19 protein-coding genes are annotated in these 20,932 nt (G+C 55.3%); 9 read left to right on the forward strand and 10 right to left on the reverse strand.

What is annotated here, in order from left to right; translation table 11 throughout:
* Nucleotides 1-155: 155 nt before the first annotated feature.
* A complete protein-coding gene (locus tag ACN0RL_RS01000; RefSeq protein ID WP_417512774.1) occupies nucleotides 156-1,442 on the reverse strand; it encodes an MFS transporter in 1,287 nt (428 codons plus the stop codon).
* 283 nt (nucleotides 1,443-1,725) lie between these two features.
* Here ACN0RL_RS01000 and ACN0RL_RS01005 point away from each other — a divergent pair, with 283 nt between their 5' ends.
* The 3 genes from ACN0RL_RS01005 to ACN0RL_RS01015 all read left to right on the forward strand — a co-directional run bounded on the left by ACN0RL_RS01005 (nucleotide 1,726) and on the right by ACN0RL_RS01015 (nucleotide 5,587).
* Nucleotides 1,726-2,628, forward strand: coding sequence for a WYL domain-containing protein (locus tag ACN0RL_RS01005; protein WP_417512775.1), 903 nt, complete (start codon nucleotides 1,726-1,728; stop codon nucleotides 2,626-2,628).
* A gap of 10 nt (nucleotides 2,629-2,638) precedes the next feature.
* Nucleotides 2,639-4,384, forward strand: a complete 1,746-nt coding sequence (locus ACN0RL_RS01010; protein WP_417512776.1) for an ExeM/NucH family extracellular endonuclease — start codon at nucleotides 2,639-2,641, stop codon at nucleotides 4,382-4,384.
* A gap of 177 nt (nucleotides 4,385-4,561) precedes the next feature.
* Entirely contained in the window at nucleotides 4,562-5,587 is a 1,026-nt protein-coding gene (locus ACN0RL_RS01015; RefSeq protein WP_417512777.1) for an AraC family transcriptional regulator ligand-binding domain-containing protein, read from the forward strand.
* Here ACN0RL_RS01015 and queE read toward each other — a convergent pair whose 3' ends face one another.
* Both queE and queC read right to left on the reverse strand, forming a co-directional pair.
* A complete protein-coding gene (gene queE / locus ACN0RL_RS01020; RefSeq protein WP_417512778.1) occupies nucleotides 5,588-6,244 on the reverse strand; it encodes a 7-carboxy-7-deazaguanine synthase in 657 nt (218 codons plus the stop codon).
* A complete protein-coding gene (queC, locus tag ACN0RL_RS01025; RefSeq protein WP_417512779.1) occupies nucleotides 6,244-6,909 on the reverse strand; it encodes a 7-cyano-7-deazaguanine synthase QueC in 666 nt (221 codons plus the stop codon). The genes queE and queC overlap by 1 nt, the downstream gene beginning before the upstream one ends.
* A 117-nt stretch (nucleotides 6,910-7,026) precedes the next feature.
* On the opposite strand from queC, the gene ACN0RL_RS01030 reads away from it, so the two are divergent.
* Nucleotides 7,027-7,533, forward strand: coding sequence for a hypothetical protein (locus ACN0RL_RS01030; RefSeq protein WP_417512780.1), 507 nt, complete (start codon nucleotides 7,027-7,029; stop codon nucleotides 7,531-7,533).
* Here the strand turns inward: ACN0RL_RS01030 and ACN0RL_RS01035 are convergent.
* Nucleotides 7,508-7,747 (reverse strand): hypothetical protein, encoded by a 240-nt coding sequence (locus ACN0RL_RS01035; RefSeq protein WP_417512781.1) that lies wholly within the window; start codon nucleotides 7,745-7,747, stop codon nucleotides 7,508-7,510. The genes ACN0RL_RS01030 and ACN0RL_RS01035 overlap by 26 nt on opposite strands.
* A gap of 546 nt (nucleotides 7,748-8,293) precedes the next feature.
* Between ACN0RL_RS01035 and ACN0RL_RS01040 the strand changes: the two genes are divergently transcribed.
* Complete coding sequence (locus ACN0RL_RS01040) at nucleotides 8,294-8,566, forward strand: hypothetical protein (protein ID WP_417512782.1); 273 nt, start codon at nucleotides 8,294-8,296, stop codon at nucleotides 8,564-8,566.
* 34 nt (nucleotides 8,567-8,600) lie between these two features.
* On the opposite strand, the gene ACN0RL_RS01045 is transcribed toward ACN0RL_RS01040, so the two are convergent.
* Genes ACN0RL_RS01045 through ACN0RL_RS01055 form a run of 3 tightly spaced genes read right to left on the reverse strand, consistent with a single transcriptional unit; the run spans nucleotide 8,601 to nucleotide 13,160 of the window.
* Nucleotides 8,601-9,014 carry a response regulator gene (locus ACN0RL_RS01045; RefSeq protein ID WP_417512783.1) on the reverse strand — a complete coding sequence of 138 codons (414 nt, stop codon included), beginning with the start codon at nucleotides 9,012-9,014 and terminating at the stop codon, nucleotides 8,601-8,603.
* A gap of 58 nt (nucleotides 9,015-9,072) precedes the next feature.
* Nucleotides 9,073-9,624, reverse strand: a complete 552-nt coding sequence (locus tag ACN0RL_RS01050) for a hypothetical protein (protein WP_417512784.1) — start codon at nucleotides 9,622-9,624, stop codon at nucleotides 9,073-9,075.
* The gene (locus ACN0RL_RS01055; RefSeq protein WP_417512785.1) at nucleotides 9,621-13,160 is read right to left on the reverse strand and encodes a response regulator; all 3,540 of its coding nucleotides are present in this window, start codon (nucleotides 13,158-13,160) and stop codon (nucleotides 9,621-9,623) included. Before ACN0RL_RS01055 ends, ACN0RL_RS01050 begins: the two co-directional genes overlap by 4 nt.
* 128 nt (nucleotides 13,161-13,288) lie before the next feature.
* Here ACN0RL_RS01055 and ACN0RL_RS01060 point away from each other — a divergent pair, with 128 nt between their 5' ends.
* Nucleotides 13,289-14,368 (forward strand): hypothetical protein, encoded by a 1,080-nt coding sequence (locus ACN0RL_RS01060; RefSeq protein WP_417512786.1) that lies wholly within the window; start codon nucleotides 13,289-13,291, stop codon nucleotides 14,366-14,368.
* Here the strand turns inward: ACN0RL_RS01060 and ACN0RL_RS01065 are convergent.
* Nucleotides 14,362-14,619 carry a hypothetical protein gene (locus tag ACN0RL_RS01065; RefSeq protein ID WP_417512787.1) on the reverse strand — a complete coding sequence of 86 codons (258 nt, stop codon included), beginning with the start codon at nucleotides 14,617-14,619 and terminating at the stop codon, nucleotides 14,362-14,364. The genes ACN0RL_RS01060 and ACN0RL_RS01065 overlap by 7 nt on opposite strands.
* Before the next feature lie 197 nt (nucleotides 14,620-14,816).
* Here ACN0RL_RS01065 and ACN0RL_RS01070 point away from each other — a divergent pair, with 197 nt between their 5' ends.
* Nucleotides 14,817-15,161: a hypothetical protein gene (locus ACN0RL_RS01070; protein ID WP_417512788.1), complete on the forward strand. Its 345-nt coding sequence runs from the start codon at nucleotides 14,817-14,819 to the stop codon at nucleotides 15,159-15,161.
* A gap of 12 nt (nucleotides 15,162-15,173) precedes the next feature.
* On the opposite strand, the gene ACN0RL_RS01075 is transcribed toward ACN0RL_RS01070, so the two are convergent.
* Nucleotides 15,174-16,460 (reverse strand): serine hydrolase domain-containing protein, encoded by a 1,287-nt coding sequence (locus ACN0RL_RS01075; RefSeq protein WP_417512790.1) that lies wholly within the window; start codon nucleotides 16,458-16,460, stop codon nucleotides 15,174-15,176.
* Nucleotides 16,461-16,572: 112 nt separating this feature from the next.
* Here ACN0RL_RS01075 and ybaK point away from each other — a divergent pair, with 112 nt between their 5' ends.
* Both ybaK and ACN0RL_RS01085 read left to right on the forward strand, forming a co-directional pair.
* A complete protein-coding gene (gene ybaK / locus ACN0RL_RS01080; RefSeq protein ID WP_417512792.1) occupies nucleotides 16,573-17,043 on the forward strand; it encodes a Cys-tRNA(Pro) deacylase in 471 nt (156 codons plus the stop codon).
* Between the two features lie 3 nt (nucleotides 17,044-17,046).
* Nucleotides 17,047-18,240 (forward strand): cation:proton antiporter, encoded by a 1,194-nt coding sequence (locus ACN0RL_RS01085; protein ID WP_417512794.1) that lies wholly within the window; start codon nucleotides 17,047-17,049, stop codon nucleotides 18,238-18,240.
* A 66-nt stretch (nucleotides 18,241-18,306) separates the two neighbouring features.
* On the opposite strand, the gene ACN0RL_RS01090 is transcribed toward ACN0RL_RS01085, so the two are convergent.
* Nucleotides 18,307-20,550, reverse strand: a complete 2,244-nt coding sequence (locus ACN0RL_RS01090) for an NADP-dependent isocitrate dehydrogenase (RefSeq protein WP_417512796.1) — start codon at nucleotides 20,548-20,550, stop codon at nucleotides 18,307-18,309.
* Nucleotides 20,551-20,932: the final 382 nt, after the last annotated feature.

Genomic DNA, 20,932 nt, shown 5'->3' on the forward strand with positions numbered 1-20,932 from the left:
CGGGGCCGGAATCACGTTTCGCAAATCACACAGTGCCGACCAAAATGCTTACATTACGGGAAAGCTACCAATAGTAAGCTAACCATTGAAATAAAAACAGATGTTATGACAAAACAGAATCGGGAAAAACCGAAAGTGCCGGGTACACCCCTGCGTCAACCGGTTTGACGCAAGGACTCCTCGTGCATTTCCTCGATTTCGGGAGATTCCTGGAACTCCGTATTCCGCGGATCCAGTTCTGCCAGTACAGAAGAGGTTTCGGGCATTGCAGGCACATAATGCTCCTGATCCGCTACGGCCACATCGTCGGTGTAGGTAATGCGCAAAGATGTAATTACTGCAAGCACCATCAGGAAACCGGCATTCCCGAGAAACAGCCCTTTTGGCCCCATAAGGTTAATCAGTTCAGCCATCACAACGGGACCGATAACGCTGCCGATGCCGTAACTGAGCAGCAAGGTTGCACTGGCCGCTACAATACGGGTGCTTTCCATGCGGTCGTTGGTTATGGCCACAGAAATCGGGTAAATCGTTGCCGAGAGTCCTGTAAACAGCCCCACCAGCAGCGTGAGCAGCCAGAGATTTCCAACGCCGGTAAAACTGACGCCAACTGCCGCCAACGCAGCAGACAAAACCACCCAGAACATGACACGGCGGCGATCAAAGCGGTCGCAAAGCCGCCCCAATGGCCAGGCAAGAAGCATTGCCGCAATAATGGCACTCGCCATAAATGTAGAAGTTTTGGCAACATCCAGCCCAACCAGGGTTGCGTATACCGGCCCGAGTGCATAAAAGCCCCCGATCAGCACGCCGCAGATCAACGCGCCGGAAACGCCGGTGAACGACTCGCGGGCGAGCGTGAAAAACGAGATGCGCTGAACCTGTTCGATAACCGGTGCCTCCATCCGGGTCAGGGACAGGGGGATAAGTGCTAACGCCAGCAGAATAGCCGCCAGGGAATACGGCATGAAGTTGGCCGGATCGCCCACGTTAATAATAAGTTGACCGCCAGCGGCCGAGAGATAAAAAATAATCTGGTAGACCGCAAACAGTGCGCCCCGGTTACTGTTGCTGGCGCGACTGGAGAACCAGCTTTCAATGACAACCAGAACGCCGGCAATACTGAACCCTGAAAGCACCCGCAGGAATGCCCAGAATTCAGTGGAAATGGCCATGGGATACATGAGCGCAGTCACGGCAGCGACCGCAGCAAATACAGCGAACGCGCGAATATGGCCGACCCGGCCAATAATATGATGTACGTATAGAGTGCCCAGAACAAAGCCTATGGAATAACACACCAGCACCCAGCCTATAACATCCGGCGAAACTTCCTCGATACTCAGGCGGATACCCAACAGGGTCATCAGAAACGCATTACCACTGACCAGCAGAACAATGCTCAGAAGAAGAGCAGACAGGGAGGCGACCGTTCGGGTCATTACAAAAACTCCGGGCTGTGCGAAGCGGATTGATCGGGCTGGAAATCCGGGCTGTTAATCAGAGTAGCAGCAAGGACCGGTCTCTACCGGAACTGCATTACAACAGCACCTTAAAGCCGTGACTACTACGCACTTCCCGAAGTTCTTTGCGCAGGCCAGAAGCGTCAAACGCGCCTGTGGCGCGGTTTCACAATGTTTCACATTAATCTGCCGTAACAGACCCGTCGTACCATAGGGGGTAACATAACTGGTAATTATTCAATAAACCCGTGAGCGTCTGGTTATGAAAAAAACGGACTGGCCCATCCGATGGGATTTGCTGCTTCGCTACCGACTTATTGAAACCATTGCGCTGTGGGAAGGTCGCCTGACCACCAACCACATTTGCCATAGCTTTGGTATCGGCCGGCAGCAGGCATCCAAGGATATAAACACTTACCTGCGGGAACTGGCTCCGGGCAATCTTGTCTATGACCGTCACCTTAAGGGTTACGTGCCTGCAGCTCGTTACCGGCCCGTTGTAACCCGCGGTCACGTAAGCGAATACCAGGACCTGCTTGCGCGCCAGCAAAGCCTCAGCGGCACCTTCGAAGATCTGAATATAGGCCTGCCAGACAGCACCGTTGTATACGCACCGAATCGGGTTATCGCACCCGAAACCATGCGCGCAGTCGTCGCCGCCACACGCCATGGCCGCCAACTCAAAGCAAGCTACGCATCCCTGAGCCGCCCAGAAGCAGTGGAGGGTATCCTGGAACCACACACTCTGGTGTGCACGGGCAATAACTGGCATTTGCGCGCCTGGAGTGAATCCAATCGCGAGTTCCGGGATTTTGCCCTCAGCCGTTTCCACGCAGCGCCCACGGCCCTGCGACAAAAAGCCAAACATACCAGCGTGCAGGATGACGACTGGAATCGCACCGTCACCATGTCAATCTCGCCTGATCAGCGCCTGACGGATGCCCAGAAAAAAATCATCGCGCTGGATTACGGCATGGATAATGGCTGTCTGAATGTTGAGACCCGCGCCGCTCTGGCGCCATACGTGTTGTCACGGCTCGGAATTGCGCTGGACAACCATCATCCTGACCCGCTGATACAACAACTTGAACTGACCAATCCTGATCAGCTCGGGTTCGGCAGCAAGCGCGAGCGCGCGCTGAAAGCCTCCGCAGGCCTCAGCTGAACTGATCAGCGTGATCTCTGGACCACGATTTTCTGGCGCACTCTCCCTTGTTCTGCTGCTGACTGCTTCAGAGGGTCTGGCAGCAAACGCCTGCGGAAATCCTGCGACACCGGTCGCTGAGATTCAGGGCCGGGGTGATACCTCTCCGCTTTCCGGGGAGCGGGTTACGGTCGAAGGTATCCTCACTTTCGACGCCCGCGCTGAGGGTGGATTTGACGGTTTCTATCTGCAACAGGCGGACGGCGAAACCGACGCTAATCCCGAAACCTCCGAAGCCTTGTTTATACATACCCGCAAAAAAACGGGAGCGGCGGGGGAGCGTTTGCGCGTTACTGGCACAGTAAAAGAATTCCATGGCCTGACCGAGCTGACCGACATCCGAATCATCACATCCTGCGGTTCGGCGCCTCTCCCGAAAGCACAGACTCTGACGCTGCTCTGGCCAGATGCCCTGGAGTCACTCGAAAACATGCGGGTACGGGTGGCTCAACCGTTGACGATTATCGATTCCTGGAACCTTGCACGTTACGGCGAACTCACGCTGGCGGCCGGTGATCAGGTCGTACCCACGGAATATCTTGAGCCTGGCCCGCAAGCCACACAGATTGCCGACCGAAACAGACAGCAGAGGCTGCTGCTGGACGACGCCCGCAGCGTTCGCTACCCCAGCCCGATACCCTGGCCACCCGGCGGCCTGAGTGGCAAAAATACGGCCCGCGCCGGCGATAAAGTCCAGAATCTTTCAGGCGTTCTTGATTACCGGTTCGGGGCCTGGCGGATACAGCCGGGAGAACCACCGGTTTTCGAATCTCTGAACATGAGACCCCCGGCGCCCGGCCGACCGGCAGAGCCGCATGTCCGAATCATGACCATGAACCTGGAGAATTACTTTAACGGCGACGGTGAAGGTGGCGGCTTTCCGACAAAGCGCGGTGCACCAACAGGTTTGGCTCACACAGCGCAACTCAGACGAATAGTAGAAGCCCTGCGGCGACCGGATCCGGATATTCTGGCGATTACCGAACTGGAGAACGACGGCTATAGTGAGACCAGTTCGATAGCACAGTTAGCGGGCGCTCTTGGTCCAGAATGGACTTTTGTTATGACCCCGGGTAATGATGGTCGCGACCAGATACGCACCGGCCTGCTATACCGCCAAGACCGGATCGTAGCCGAGACAAAACCGGAGCGCCTGAACAGTTCAGGCCGCCCGCCACTGGCACAGATTTTCCGGCCGGAAGGCCAGCGCCTCGCTATTCAGGTGGTGGTGCCACACCTGAAATCCAAGTCCTGCAAGGGTGCAACGGGGCCCAACCGGAACAGGAACGATGGCCAGGGGTGCTATGGAGGGCGTCGCACAGAAGCTGCTCAGGCTCTTACAAAATGGCTTGACCGACTGCCGCAGGTTCCGGACCTGGCCGGTACACTGATCACAGGCGACCTCAACAGCTATTTCCACGAAGATCCGATAAAAGCTTTACGACAGGCGGGGTTCACCAGCATGGTGCATCATTTTCATCCCTGCACGGCACAACAATGTGCCCATTACACTTACCGCTACAAGGGCGAAAAAGGTTCGCTGGACTATGCCCTGGCCTCATCCTCGCTCGAGCCACGGGTACTTGGTGCCAGAACCTGGGCTATCAATGCCGACGAGCCGCCGCAACTGGGATATAAAAACAACCTGTCACCCAATGCCGCGGCGCCTTGGCGCTCCTCTGATCACAATCCGGTGATCACGGATATCCGGCTCTGACCGCGTCCTCAGATTCCTGAAAATCCCTTCTTACAGTCTTGAGCTCATCTGGCCAATTGGCCCCTCGTGCCCGTTGACGCGTCACTGAAGTCATGGGGGCAAGGCGTCGCAAAGGTCATAATCAAGCGCAATGGTCACCAGGTTATATAACAAGAACAGCTTTCAACAAGGATTCCCATGCGTACCTCTGCCTCAATTGCCCAGGATCTGGGTATGCCGGCCATCTACCTGCACATACTGGCTGAACTGTTGAATACTATAGGCATCGACGAACGCGATCTGCTGCTTCGGGTCGGACTGGACCCGGTCAGGCTTAAATCTGCGGATGTCCGGGTATGCCAGGCGCAAGCCAGTGAATTTGTTACCCGGGCCATCATCGAAAGCGGCGAGTCAGGCCTTGGTATCATGCTCGCAAGTGAGCTCAAGCTACCCTTACACGGCGCACTGGGCGTTGCAGTAATGAGCAGCCGCACACTTCAGGACGCGCTGGATCTGATGACGCGCTATCTCACCCTGCGGGCTCCCCATCTGAGTGTGAGCCGTCGCGAGTGCGGCGAGGAAATGCATTACACCGTTCGAAGTGATGGCGACCCGGGCCCCTTGCAGGGACTTGTTATGGACGCCATGCTGTTCGGCTGCGCCTTCATGGGCCAGCAGCTCACCGGCACTGCCGTAAAGGGGTCGAGAATTCTCAGAAAGGGGCCTGAGCCTTCCTGTTTCCATCGCTTCCGACAGTCGATCGTGATGCCCGTCATTTATGACGCACAGGCAGACGCGTTGGTGATCCCCGTCTCAGCACTCTCAGCACCTATCCGTTTCAGCGATGAACAGCTTGCGGAATCGTCGCGCGCCCAGTGCGAGGACGCGCTGAAACAACTGACCGAAGACGCGGGCTTCGACTGCCGGGTACGACGGGTGATTGAAACCAGTTATCCATTCCCGCCAAAGCTGGCGCGAGTAGCCGCTACCCTGTTCGTATCCGAGCGCACATTGAAGCGCCGGCTCCAGGAAGAAAATGCCAGTTTTCAGAACCTCGTGGATCAGGTTAGGCTGGAACGGGCCAGGGAATTGTTAACCGGTACCGGCATGAACCTGAACCAGATTGCGGACGCTTTAGGCTACGCAGATGCGGCAAACTTTACCCGGGCGTTCAAGCGCTGGACAGGCATCAGCCCGAGTTACTACAGAGTAGCCGCCGCGTAATCAGTCAATGCCTATGATTTTGTGCATCTGCAAAGTCAGGCGCCACCGGGGATGTGCCAGGCAATATTCTGTGGCCCTGCGGGTATTGCTCTGTTTGACCGGGTCCGTGCCCTTGTCAGGGGCTGACGGGGAGGCCATGGGTGACAGAAAAAAATGTCGGGCACTTATGTGCATAAACCTTTCCGGCATGGCCTTGGGCTGGGGATACACCAGCTTCAGCTCATCGCAGGCTTCAATCACCACGGGGGCATCGGCTTTCGGACTCACGCATAACCAGTCAATGCCGGCGGGCGCGGGCAGAGTGCCGTTGGTTTCAACCCCGACCTCAAAACCCTGTTGATGAAAAGCATCAATCAGCGCTGTGTCCAGCTGCAACAGGGGCTCTCCGCCAGTACAAACCACATAGGGCACTCCCGGAGCATCCGGCCAAAGGCTGCGAATGTGGGTCGCCAGAGCTTCTGCGGTCTCGAAAGACCCACCATTCTGGCCGTCCGTACCCACAAAGTCCGTGTCACAAAAATTACAGACCGCCGTTGCCCGGTCTTTCTCCCGACCCGTCCACAGATTGCATTTGCTGAAACGACAGAATACCGCGGCACGGCCGGCCTGAGCACCCTCACCCTGCAAGGTGTAAAAAGCTTCTTTGACCCGGTACATCAGCGCCCCGCCTCATAGGCCAGCGGATCCGGAATGCCGTTTTCGGCAAAAGCTTCCAGGCGCTCTACGCACGAGCCACAAAGCCCGCAAGCCTTTTCACGCCCGTTGTAACAGGTCCACGTGTTGGCATAGTCGAGGCCAAGCTTCACGCCCTCCGCGAGAATCTCGCCTTTGCTCATGTGCATGAACGGCGCCTCGATGCCCACAGGCTCATAGTTTGCTACGCGGCACGCAGCATCCATTTTTTCTACGAATTCAGGCCGGCAGTCGGGATAAATCGCGTGGTCGCCGCCGTGGGCGCCATACCACACCGCACCGGCATTCACGGTTACGGCATAGCCGGTGGCCAGAGAAAGCAGGATCATGTTGCGATTGGGCACTACCGTGGCTTTCATGTTCTCTTCTTCATAGTGGCCTTCGGGTATGTCTTCACCGGATGTCAGCGCAGAACCGGACATGACCTCGCTCATGGCACGAATATCTATAACCTTGTGAGGTACGCCAAGGTCGGTGCAAACAGAGCGGGCGACGTCGAGTTCACGGACATGACGCTGGCCGTAATTGAAAGACAATGCATGGACCCGCAACCCTCGGGCACGCGCACGATGGAGCAAAGTAAAAGAGTCCATTCCTCCGGAATAGATTACAACCACGGTGTCGGTCATGCAGGCTCCTGGCTAAGGAATAGGGGGTCTGTAAAGACCAGGTAACAGAGTAGGGGTATTGTAACAGTGTGAGGGCAGGTAAACTGACTCTAAAATAACCTTCTAAACAGACCGCCAATGACTACCGAACTGCGCCCGGCATTTATCGACTTCGAGGCATCAAGCCTTGATCTGATTGAAAGCTACCCGATCGAGGTAGGCGTTTGCATGCCCGACAGCTCTTTGCATAGCTGGCTGATTGCGCCCCACATACGCTGGCAGAACTGGTCTGAAAGCGCGGAACGGATTCATGGCATTCCAAGATCCCGCTTATTGGCGGAAGGCAGTGCAGTGGCAGAGGTAGCCCATCACCTTAATCGGTTGCTGTCCGGCCATGTTTTCTGTGACGCCTGGACGTTTGACAGTTTCTGGCTGTACAGGCTTTTCCGGGCTGCCGATGTGAAGCCCGGATTTCAACTGGAATCTGTCTCCGTACTACTCGACTCCCGGCAGGTAACACAGTGGCCATCTGCGCGCCAACAGGTCATTTCTGACCTGGGTCTGCCCGTTCACCGGGCAGCAAATGATGCTCTGATTCTGCAAAGAACCTGGGAGTATATCAGTGCTTCAGAACGCGCGTTCTGAGAACAATGATCTCCAGACCATTCCTCAGGGTATGCAGTGTCCAGTAAGTAACCAGCGCCATCAATCCGGCACCGAGAACAGTAAAAGCAAGATCATCACCAACAACCTGGCCTTTAGCCAGTAGCATGTATACGGCCAGCGCAGCGATCAGAACGATTTCTACAGCAAAATGGATGCGGAATTTATTGCGGGCAAATCCGAATTCGTCGGACATTTTCTTAGGTTTCAACCTCTGGGTATATATCAGTTCGAGTGATTGGTTAGTGTGCGAATTATCCCCCGAACAGCCCCGGATATCTGTACGAGTTAGTGGCTACGGACTTTCCACTACCGAAAAAAAACGCAGCCATATAGGCTGCGTATAAAGGAGAGATCCATTGGTTATCTGGCTGGCAGGTAACCTGGATTGCACAACGTAAAAACACGTGACTGTTGAATTATGAGGATGCTCCCTTCATGCGTCTGTACGGGTTTGCCGAAGCGCCCGACCTATTGCAAACACTGGGCTAATGGATACACTATCCATTCAATTGAAACATCAAAGCCGACTATGACCCGAATGATTTCACAACACATGATGAACACCGCAGCAAATTGCCTTGAAGGGCAGTGCATGCGTGCGCAGGTAAAAGACATCTAACGGCTTTCGGTCAGTTCCCGGGAGCCTTCGCAGCAACCGGGTCAGCATCTCCGCAAAACCCCGGTTGCCCTCGGCTCCGGGGTTTTGTTTTTGCCGTCGCAACACGACAAGGAGATCACCATGAGAAGACAAACGACAGCGCGTGCTGCCAACCAGCCCATGAATACCCGGCCAGGGCCCATCCGTCGCCCGGAAAAATTGCCGTTGCTGGATGCTATCTGCAAAAAACTGAACCAGCGCGTTAACCTTGATGACGAACAAAGGGTGCTTGGCGTCTATGAGCGTGGCTGGATCTTCAACGGCGTGCTGGCCACGCTCGGGGCTGCGGAAGCCCGTTACGTTCGCGCTTTGGCTACGCGCCACAACTCCTGGATCGCGCGCCAGGTGGCCTAGTATGCGCGAGGCTATATAGAAACGTCTGAACCGGTCAATGGTGCCGGTTCAGACCCTGCATTGTTGCCGGGTCGCCGCCATGCACCACCGCATAATTGCTGACCACATCGTGAATTTTTTCCTGGGAATAGGGTTTGACCACATAGCCGTTGGCTCCAGCGCTGATTGCCCGCTGAATGCTGTCGATAGAATCATCCGCTGTAACCAGCACAATATGCTGTCCATCCCGGGCCGCCTTGAACTCCTTCATTAATTCATGCCCGTCACCATCCGGTAAACCGAGATCCAGCAGTACAATCTGGAATTTGCCGGCATCAAATGCCTTGCGGGCTGAAGCCGCACTCTCGCAATCTGTTACGTCAGTAGCTCCTGCCTTGTGCAGCATCTCAACCAGCCGTTCTCGCATCACCGGCTCATCCTCAACAACCAGTACGGTCAGATTACCCATCCATCATCTCCTTTTTTCGCCAGACGTATTGCTACCCGGGCTCCTTGCAAAACCGGAATTACCAGGAGTCGGCACCAGTATGGCGAGGCAGGTCCAGTGGTGCATGCCCGACTCTCGAGGCGCGGGCGATATCCGGCGAATCTCCCTCGATATTAGCGGTATTGGATTCCCGTTCACTGTCACGGGTCAGTATATTGCTGATACTGACCGCTGTTGAATAGAGAGAGATCGCAATGATCAGCAGCACCGGTTGTACAAACGCCACAAATCCCGGCACCTCAGCGCCCCCCGCGATACTCAGCATCAGGATAATGGCGGGCCCCAGAACCACAAAGAGTGTCAGGGCAATAAAGAATACAATACGCTCCTTATAACGGCCAAGATCCCGGTTAGTGACCAGCCCGAGCACAAACTTGCCAATTGCAAGACCGGCAAGAATAGCGGCTGCTATGCTCAAATCTGCATTCATCAGGGTCTCGTAAAGCCGGCCATCCCAAAGGCGTTGCATGCCGATGACAAGAAACGGGAAAAGCACGAACAGAATATCGGCATAGGTGCCGTACATCATGCTCATGGACTGGTTTTCACGGTGTAACTGGCGCTCACTCATTGGCCCGATCCTGTTTTACTCTGTGTTTGTTCACGCTCTATCATCTCATCCAGTATCGCAAGTTCAGTGCGCACCTGGTTCCATTGCGGGCTTGTGACTTTTACGAGTGCCTCCACAATGCCCGCCTGGCGGGTCATTGCTGGATAGCCCATAGCACCCGCAGAGCCTTTAATCTGGTGCGTTTCCGTTTCGAGTACTGCCTGATCACTGCCTGCCAGTGCCTGGTTCATGCGCTGCCGGCGCTCACCCAGCCCGGACAGGAATCTGGCCGCCAGGCGGTCGATATCCTCATCGCTATCAACACCCGTCTCGACTTGCGGCACAGACGTCAGAAAGCGCTCCAACAGCGCTTGCAGACGTTGCTCATCAACCGGTTTATCCAACACCTCGTCGCAACCTGCGTCACGCAATGCATTGATTCCCTGCTGGTCACCGGCGGTGAAGGCGATGATCGGGTGTCGGAAACCCGCCTGCCTGAGCAGCTGTGTAGCCTCCACACCATTCATTTCGGGCATATGCCGATCCATGAGCACCAGCTGCACAGATTCTGAAAGCGCTTTCCGGACAGCTTCCGCACCCGAGGCAACCGCTACAGCATCCAGGCCCAGACGTTTCAGCATCTGTTCTACCTGCTGCCGGTGTTCTTCGTTGTCTTCTGCCACCAGCACACTTCCGTGGTATTGCTGTCGGAGCTCCCCGGCATTGCCGGGCTGAACCTTCAGATAACGGGCCAGAACCTCATAGAATCCGTGCTTGTCGATGGGCTTTGCAAGGTGTTCGTTGCAGCCTGCAAGCCGATAATCAGCAATGTCTTCAGACATGACATTGGCTGTCAGTGCAATTACTGGCGTATTCACCCCCGCCTCTCGCAGTGCGGCGGTGGCATCACGACCGTTCATGACCGGCATCTGAATGTCCATCAGGATCAGATCAAAAGGCTCCCTGACAGCCATCTCAAGAGCTTCTGCGCCGTTACCCACGTGCACAAGCTCAGCACCGGTGCGCCCCACCAGCAACGAAACAAGGCGGCGATTCACATCGTTGTCTTCAGCACAGAGTATTCGCCCTGAAAGCCGAGGCGCCACAACTACCGGCATGGTTCTCCGTCGCCGGCTGAGCTCTGACTCGTTCTGCAGAAAGTGCACATCTTTCAGGGCACCCGTGTGAATCGACAGTTCAAACTCACTGCCTTCACCGTATGTGCTTTTGACCCGGATACTGCCACCCAGCATTTCCGTCAGCCGCCGCGAGATACTCAGGCCGAGACCCGTGCCGCCATACTGTCGGGAAATAGCGGTACTGCCCTGGGCAAAGGGATCAAACAGCCGACCAATCTGCTCCGGCTTCATACCGATTCCCGTATCGACCACCCGGGCAACCAGCAGTTGTTGATCGCAATCACAACGGACGGAAAGGGAGATCGATCCTTTTTCGGTGAACTTGAGAGCATTTCCGCACAGATTAATAATAATCTGGCGCAGACGCGTCGGATCCGTCTGGATCTGTTCGGGCAGCGGGAATTCACAGTCAATGTTGAAGGCCAGACCCTTTTCCCTGGCCCGAGGGGCAAAAAACGCGCGGATTTCATCCAGCAGCTCCGGCAGATTCACCGAAACTACATCCACGTCCAGTTTGTTGGCATCTATTTTAGAGTGATCAAGAATATCATTCACCAGATCAAGGAGATGTCGCCCGCTCCGGACAACGGTCTCCGCGCTACTGCGTTTTTCCTCCTCATCAAGGTCAGGATCCATGAGCGTTTCGCCGTAACCGATTATGGCCGATAGCGGCGTCCGTATCTCATGGCTCATATTGGCAAGGAACTGGCTCTTGGCCTCCGCGGAGTTGCGCGCCAGTTCTTTTTCCAGCCGCTCCTGCTCCCGCTCGCGCTCGATGCGCTGGCGCCGGTGACTTTCTGTGGAATCAACACAGGTCCCTTCCAGGTGCGTAGGCTCACCATCGGCATCGTAAGCCGTATGGAGAGAAATAATGGCCCAGCGTTCTTCCCCTTCATTCGTCAGGTAACGGGCTTCCACTCCTTTTACCGTGCCCCGCGCCTCCAACTGCTCAACTACCAGTTCCCGGAGCTGATTATCTGCAATGCACGCCTCCAGCACATCCAGGTTGCTTTCAAGAAGCTCCTGGCTGTTGCCAAACCCCATCAAACGCGCCATAGCCGGGTTGGCCGTAACAAACTGTCGCCCGGGTGACATCTGGAAAAGGCCTTCAATCGCATTATCAAACAATGACTGGTATCGCTGCAGGTTGGATAACGCCCTCCGGCTCCAGTTCAATGCCTGGCCCTGAACCTGCTTTATCCGATCAGCCAGAGCAAAGGAAAACAGGATAATCTGCGCGGTGAGTCCGACCTGGGGCGCATAGCTGGTAAACGTATTGAGCGGCAGATAGCCCATAACCGTCAGTGCGTATATACCAAAACCTATAAGTGCCAGCGTCCAGGCAAAAAAGTAGGAGCGTGCAGCAGGATTGTAATAGCGCCAGGACAGATAGCTCACCACGATCAGAATAAGGCAAAGCAGCACCGAGCCGATGACAATCCATTCCATGGCAACGTGATACGGAAGAAACAGCGACAACACAAAGGTAAGAAGCACTGAAGAGATGCACATCTTTATTACCCGGTCCAGATCCACAGACCGGGCGCGGGTTTCAAGCAGCGCCCGGGCCATCAACAGGCCCCAGAACCAGGTCGTGATAATCTGAAAGTGCAGGTATTCCTTGTTAAAGATCGCCGGACGACTATCCAGCAACTGAATGCCGTGTACCTGTTCAGTAGCGATAAACACCGCTGCCGATACGAGATAGAGCACGTAGTAGATGTTACTGCGTTCGCGAACCGAAACTGCCACAAACAGGTTATAGGCCAGAATAGCGAGCAGGCTGCCCAGAAGCGCCCCCCGGACAACTTCATCCACGGACACCTTTTCAATATAGCTATCCGGGCTCCAGAGACTGACCGGCAAACGGAATGTGTTGGTATTGATAATACGCAAGTAAACCGAGGTAACACTGCCCGGCTCCAGATGCAGGCGGAACGTGGGGTTGGGCACAGCAAGATCACGTTCTGCCCAGTTGTCCTGATAACCTGCCTTGCGCTGGTCGACCAACTCACCATCGCGCACCAGGTACAGCACCACTTCGTCTACCAGCGGCAAAGCCAGCTCGAGAATCCACTCCGAGCCCGCCTCTTCGGTATCCGCACGCAAGTCAAAGCGCGTCCAGTAAGCAGATTCGGTATAGCCGAAATTCAGCACGCCACTTTCATGCCGGGTAAACCGCTCAGGCTCCATGGCAAGAATATCGGGCAAAAAGTAAAGTTGACCGGCATCCTCCAGGTACGAGATGCAGCCGCCAAAATCACGCACACTCTCGGTGCCGTTTTTCAGAACGATCTGACCATCCCGGCACTGCTCGCGGGCGCTCGCAAGATCGGGCGCCAGAACCGTTACCAGAAGTATCGCGGCAAGCAGCCATTGCGCCACTTTGCCTGAAGCCGATTTGCACCGTTGCTGCAAAATGTGATCTCCGCGAGGGTAGATGCCTGTCTTATGGTTTATTGTCAGCAGTCGGATCGGGGCGGAGCACCCCGCGGGGATTCACTTTAGCCGTTTACGCACAATTGCGCACCTCAGGGCCTTCTGAAATGAGACATTCCTGCTTTTTCGCTGCCATTTCACTCACACTGCTGAACCTGAGCGGTTGCGGGCTGGAGGATACCGGAGAATCGGCGTTTAACCCGGCAACCAATGTCGATCTGGCCTTTTCGACATTTGATCTCGAGAATACAGAGCAAGTGCCCGACAACCTTGAATACACCCGGTTCCGGGATTTCTACCAGGGCATCCAGCCAAGCGGTCCCGACGACAGTGCTGACAATCGTGAAACAGCAGACGAGATTCGCACCCACATAGACAGGTTCATCCAGGCAACCCGTGCCGAAAACAGCAACCGCTATGAAAAAGTGCGCAACCCGCTGGATCTGATCAATCAGGTAATTGCATCCAATCAGGTTACCAACTTCCGGGAAGGCCGAACGTATATCAGCCAACGCATTGCCGCCGGACAGGCAGGCACCTACAACACCAGGGGAAACGGGGCGCTCATCAGATTTACAGATCAGAACGCTGTATTGAACGATACATCACTTAACGAAAAACTGTGGATTTTCCCGACACTGGACTGGAGATACCTTCCAGTCGGCCCTGAAGGCAGCGATCTGGATGCCAAAGTCTATAGAACCGTTCAGTACGTGAGCCGGAGCGTTGAACCTGAAGCAGCTGAGGCCCAGCCGGAATTGATCAGTCTGCTGGCAGGGAGCCGGTTTGATGCCAACAGCTTCGTCACTCTCGGCTATAACAGCGCGGAGTATGCTACTGCAGATTATCTCAGCAGGAACTTCGGCAGTATCGAGCTGAGGCAGGATTTCATTCAGAACAAGGTCGACACACTGTTTATCAAGAATGCAGATAAAACCACACTGAACCTTGACCGGTATGACAGCATCAGCCTGAACGACTCAAGCCCCGATTGTCTGAGAGTCGAGCTGAATTACGCTAACTCTATACTGAGAATATTCTATTCCAATGGGGAACCCGCTGTGCTCAGTACACCAACCGAGGCAGATCCTGAAAAAACCACCGCTAATCAGGCCCATTGCAGCAACCAGCCAGACAGCGACGCAGCTGTCAGCTGGATTGCGACCGGTGCATACGTGCGTCAGTAGCCGCGGCGTTCATCCAGACCCCAGTTCTGTAAAAAGCCTTTTTTGTGACTGATAATTCGCTCATAGGCTGAAATCATGACGGCAACATGGGGGGCTCTGGTCAGGCGCAGAATCTCGATACGGCGCTCCAGCCGTTCTACTTCTGTGCTGACTTGCTGATGTATGTGGCTTCGGACACTGTCGTGGTGATCGAGCCGGACGTTTCTGACCGTCGATGGGTATTCATGATGGGGGTATCCGGGCTTATCCATTGTGTATCTCATCCATTGAGTAGCGGCAGTTCCTTTACCAGAATGCAGTTTGCACAACTGTCTGACAAAGCGCAACAAAATGAATAGAGTTTCATTTTTACACTATAATCACGTGACGAACCCGCCCCCGGAGAATCCCTGTGAATCCGCTGCTATAGTGCCACTTACTGTTTCATTTCCAGCCACCGGGATTGATTATGAGCCAGACATCCGTTGCCGATACACTCAGAGAATACCTCTCGCTGCTTGAACTCCTGGACGATGCCTACTGGGAAGCCGCCAGCATCCAGCACAAAGACATGCTGTACGACATCATCAGTATTTTCAGTCAGGAAGTATCCGAGATAAACAAGCTCAGCATTCAGGACCACCATTACCCCTATGAGGTGATCACTGAAGGCATTCGCCGTGTTGTGCCCAAGCTGGAGCGGTTAGACGAGAGCCGCGAGGAAGTCGTTCAGCGCACTCAGACGCTGACAGACTTTCGCGACATTCTGTCATCCGTGCTCGGCATTCTGGAAGCTCAGCTCAGAACGCTGTAAATCGCTGCCTTCTCAGGCAGCGACCACTGGGCGCTCGCTTTCCGGGCGAAGCGGGAACTGCCGGGCGATGGTATAGACGAACTTGCCGAGTGCAGGTATGTGGTGCCCGACGATGGGAATCCCGGTGTTAAGAAGGCTTACGGAGATATCCCTCGCCGCATCTGCCCAGCAGAGCTTGTTAATCAGCCCTACATGCCCGAATGCATAGCGGCTTTGTTGACCCCACAAGCCAACCGGGTTGCCGCCCAGCATCATCCCGGCACTGAAACGCATGGGGATCATCATAGTGCGATCAATCTGTAACGAGCCGAATTGCTGGATTGCGCGTCGAACGGTGATCTCACTGCAGATACGCTTGCCTTTCCACATGCCGCCATTCAGCATCATCTGGAAGAAGCGCCCCATTTCCTCAGCTGTTCCGCAAAGGTTACCCGCCGGAATCACGGCTTCCTGAAAACGGGGATCGTTGGTTACCTGCTCCACGGTCGCGATATCACCGCCAAGTGCACGGTTGACGATCCAGGACACAGGGAAGCGTGGTGTAGGACCGGTAGCGTAGTTGGTAGCCAGCTCATGAAGGTTCTCCGACTGAATTCCATAGGTAAACCATTTCATGCCCATGGGCTTTCGCAGGTGTTTATCGAGATAGTTTTCAATGGAGTCGCCGGTCACCTTTTCCAGCACTCGCTGCAGGACATAACCACCGGTTATTGCATGGTAGGCTACCTTGGCGCCATTTACCTCAACCGCTCTGGCCTCACAGAGCAGTCGCCAGATCTCGTCCTGATTCCACAGAACATCAATCGGGGTTTCGTTCGGAATAGCAGGAATTCCGCCCCGGTGTGACAGGATCTGGTGCACAGTAATGGTACGCTTCCCGTTTGTCGCAAACTCGGGGCAGTAATAGGACACAGGATCCATCAGGTTAACCAGCCCCTGTTCAACCAGCATATGCATCAGCAAAGCGGTAACCGCCTTGGAGGCCGAGAAGTAACAGATGGGCGTATCTGTGGTCATCGGTACTTTGGGCACACCTGCGGCGTCATGGGGGCCATTACCGCTCGCATGGCCAATTGCACGATGCAGGATCTGCTCACCCTTGTGGCGCACAGATATCTGGATACCGGGGTGGACACCGGTGCGATACAGGGCTTCGACGCTTTTCCAGATAGCATCAACGGTTCGGGTATCAACACCAACCGATTCCGGTCTTTCACCGGCGGCATCGCGGTGAGTAACGGTAGATAGATCTTTAGGTACCTTACAACTGTGCAGTGCACGGCGGGCTATTGGGTTCATCGGGTGCGCCTTGGTAATGGTGGCTGTTTTTATTCTGTATCCGGGTTAGTTAACTCTGAAGTTATCATAGACTGTTGAGCATGAAAAAAACCAATGGTTTCAGGAGCACTCTATGACGCCCGGTATCAATGCGGCCTGTAAAGCCGGCATTACCCACACCATCCACGAGTACCACCACGATCCCGCCAGTACGGGTTACGGCAACGAAGCGGCCGAAAAAATGGGGGTTGATCCGGCACGGGTATTTAAAACCCTGGTTGTCACCGTTGATGGCAAATCACTCGCCGTGGGCGTGGTGCCTGTCACCGACATGCTGAGTATGAAGCTGATTGCCAAGGCTGCAGGCGGCAAGAAGGCCAGCATGGCCGATCCACAGGAAGTCCAGCGTCGCACCGGCTACGTGCTTGGGGGTGTGAGCCCGCTGGGCCAGAAAAACCGCCTTATGACCTTGATCGACGTTTCCGCACAGGACTTCGATACTATCTACGTCAGCGCTGGCCGCCGGGGGCTGGAAATTGAACTTTCACCCGGAGATCTGGCGCGGCTGACCGGGGGCCGTTTTGCCCCACTGCGACAGGAGTAAGGCGTGTCTCACGCAATGGATCTGCTATTGATCGGCGGTATCATGCTGCTGGCCCTGGGTGCTCATACCCTTGGCCAGCGCCTGCACGTGCCGAGAGTAACCCTGCTGCTGGTCGGCGCCTTAGCGGGCCCCGAAGTTCTGGATCTGATGCCTGCCAATTTCAGTGACGGCTTTCGGCTCGTCACAGAACTGACTCTTGCCATGGTGGGCTTTTTGCTCGGCGAACGGATGTCCTTCCGCGATCTGCGCCAGGGCCGTGAAGCACTCATCGTCAGCCTTACGGTGACGCTGGTTACGGCACTACTGATTTTTCTGGCCGTCTGGCTGGTCACCCGAAACATACCGGCTTCATTGCTGCTAGCCGCCATTGCTACCGCTACCGACCCGGCCGCTACGCTGGACGTAATGCGACAAACCGGCTCACGGGGGCCACTGACCCGGGTCGTGGCTCAGGTTGTCGCCATTGATGATGCCTGGGGCGCCATTCTCTTCAGCATTCTTCTGGTAGTTGCCGAGCGCCTCGCCGGAAACGGCGCGAACCTGATCGAAACCCTGGGATATGGTCTCTATGAGGTGGCCGGCGCCCTGGTACTCGGCGTCGTTCTGGGCCTGCCCATGGCCTGGCTGACGGGTCGCCTGAAGCCGGGCGAGCCGATGTTACTGGAGGCCGCCGGTTTCGTGTTTGTGGCTGCCGGGATTGCCGGGGCACTGGAAGTATCCTACCTGCTGACCTGCATGACCCTGGGCGTGGTAGTGGCCAATCGCGCGCGCCACCACGTCCGCCCCTTCCGTTCCATTGAGGGCATTATCGAGCCCTTTCTGGCGACGTTTTTCTTTCTGGCGGGATATGGGCTGGACTGGGAACTATTGCCTACCTTGGGCATTCTGGGCGTGGTGTATGTTATTGCCCGGATAGCCGGTCGGGTTCTGGGTGGTTATGCGGGCGGAGTTCTGGCAGGCTCCGAGTCGCTGGTGCGAAAGCGTAACGGTGCCTGTCTGTTGCCCCAGGCAGGCGTGGCCATGGGCCTGGCATTGGTGGCTACCGACCGTCTCCCGGAACTCACCTTCATACTGCCATTGATTATCGCATCGACGGTGCTGTTCGAGCTGTTCGGCCCGCCAATCACCATGTACCAACTGAGCCGCGCCGGGGAAACCGGAAAAGGCTATGAAGAAGCGGTGGACGAGGACGAATAGCGGCCACAAAAAACCCGGAAGGCCGCAGGCGGCGTTCCGGGTTTTTGTTCAGGACTGCAACGCGGATTACTTCACCGATGCGCGGGCATCTTCCATAATCCGGTTGAGGGTTTCACTTGGCTGCATAACCGCCTTCACCTTGTCTGCAGGTGGGTGGTAATAGCCGCCGATATCCGCTGGTTGACCCTGGATAACGCTCATTTCCTCCAGGATCTTGTCCTTGTTTTCTTCCAGTTGTGCCGACATTTTGGCAAAGAACTCTTTAAGCTCCTTGTCGCTGTCCTGATTTGCCAACTCCTCTGCCCAGTAACGGGCCAGGTGGAAGTGACTGCCACGGTTATCCAGCTCACCGGTCACACGAGAAGGCGACTGGTTGTTTTCCAGCAGGCGCTCGGTGGCTTTGTCGAGAGTCTGACCCAGCAGACGTGCACGATTGTTATCGTGCTTCTCACCCAGCTCATCCAGCGACACGGCAATCGCAAGGAACTCGCCCAGCGAATCCCAGCGCAGATGGTCTTCCTGCAGCAGTTGCTGCACGTGCTTGGGTGCAGAGCCGCCAGCGCCGGTTTCGTAGAGGCCACCACCGTTCAGCAGAGGAACAATCGACAACATCTTGGCGCTGGTCCCCAGCTCCAGAATCGGGAACAGGTCGGTGAGGTAATCACGCAGTACGTTACCGGTTACAGAGATAGTATCCAGGCCACGAATCAGGCGCTCCATGGTCCACCGAATAGCGCGAACCGGCGACTCGATACGAATATGAAGGCCTTCGGTGTCATGATCTTCAAGGTAGGTACGAACCTTCTTGATCAGCTCAGCATCGTGAGCACGCTCGTCGTCCAGCCAGAACACTGCCGGCGTGCCGGTAGCGCGGGCGCGGTTGACGGCCAGCTTGACCCAGTCACGGATTGGCAGATCTTTGGTCTGACACGCGCGCCAGATATCGCCCTGTTCCACGTTGTGCTCGGTCAGCACGGTGCCATCTTCGGCTACAACACGCACAATACCGTCTTCCTTGATTTCGAAGGTCTTGTCGTGGGAGCCATATTCTTCGGCTTTCTGCGCCATCAGGCCCACGTTTGGCACTGTGCCCATAGTGGTGGGGTCAAATGCGCCGTGAGTCTTACAGAAGTTGATCGCTTCCTGATAGATGGTGGCGTAAGTGGACTCCGGCATAACGGCCTTGGTGTCCTTGAGCTTGCCATCGCGGGCCCACATTTTACCGGAGTTGCGGATCATCGCAGGCATGGAAGCGTCAACAATTACGTCGCTCGGCATGTGCAGGTTGGTGATACCTTTGACTGTATCCACCATGGCGATTTCCGGGCGGTGCTCGTAGGTTTTGTGCAGCGCTTCCTGGATTTCTTCCTGCTTGGATTCCGGCAGCAACTTGATCTTCTCAAGTACCGAAGACAAGCCGTTGTTCGGGTTTACCCCGATCTCTTCAAACAGGTCGCCGTACTGGTCAAACAGCTCCTTGTAGTAAATCTTCACCGCGTGACCGAACACGATCGGGTGCGAGATCTTCATCATGGTGGCTTTGACGTGCAGGGAGAACATCACGCCGGTCTTTTCGCAATCTTCGATAGCATCTTCGAAGAATTTGCAGAGCGCTTTCTTGCTCATGAACATGCCGTCGAGCACTTCGCCTTCCAGCAGTGGCAAATCAGATTTCAGTACCGTCTGTTTGCCGCTTTTGTTCTCGAAAACGATTCGGGCGTTGGTCGCCTTGTCGATGGTGAGTGACTGCTCGTTGGAGTAGAAATCGCCGCCATGCATGTGCGCCACGTGAGTGCGTGAAGCCGGGCTCCATTCACCCATGGTGTGGGGGTATTTACGTGCGAAGGCTTTAACGGCCGCGGGTGCCCGACGGTCGGAATTGCCTTCACGCAGAACCGGGTTCACGGCGCTACCCAATACCTTGGCATAGCGGGCCGTGACATCTTTTTCTTCGTCGGTTTCAGGGTTTTCCTTGTATTCCGGAACCTTGTAACCCTGTTCATTCAGCTCCGTTATGGCTGCGCGCAGCTGCGGTATGGAGGCAGAAATATTCGGCAGCTTGATGATGTTGGCGTCGGGGTCTTTGGTATATTCACCCAGTTCTGCAAGGGCATCGGGAACCCGCTGATTCTCTTCCAGGTACTCGGGGAAGGTCGCCAGAATTCTCGCCGCCAGGGATATATCGCTGGTTTCGAATTCAATGCCAGCCGGCTTGGCGTAGGTTTCCAGGATCGGAAGAAGAGACCGTGTTGCGAGGGCAGGCGCCTCGTCGGTCAGTGTGTAGACAATCTTTGCTTTGGATGATGTCATTTTCGTCCTCAGGCTATTTGGTGGATTCAGGACGGTCATGGCGAGTTCCGGCGTCTTGTGGACGACTGACCTGCGCTATGACTGATTTTGGAACTTTTTATAGACCTACTAAGATACCATTTTTTTGTAATCTCTGGTTACGATCTTAGTATAAGAACGGAGTAAAAACTCCTGATCTTCGGTGAGAGTGCGGATATGTGGCGGGAATTTACGAAACTTTCTAACATTTTGCTCTTCGGTCATGGGAGTAAAGCGTCGAAATTAACGCCTCCCAAAACCCGCTCAAGCACATCCTTGTGGCGCTTGGGCTCCGCCATCCATGGCTCCGCACAGTTTTGGGAGGCGTTAATCCCGCTGCTTCTCAAGTTTCCAAGCAGTCCTC

The organism is Marinobacter sp., assembly GCF_048259445.1.
In the GTDB taxonomy this organism is placed as follows: Bacteria; Pseudomonadota; Gammaproteobacteria; order Pseudomonadales; family Oleiphilaceae; genus Marinobacter.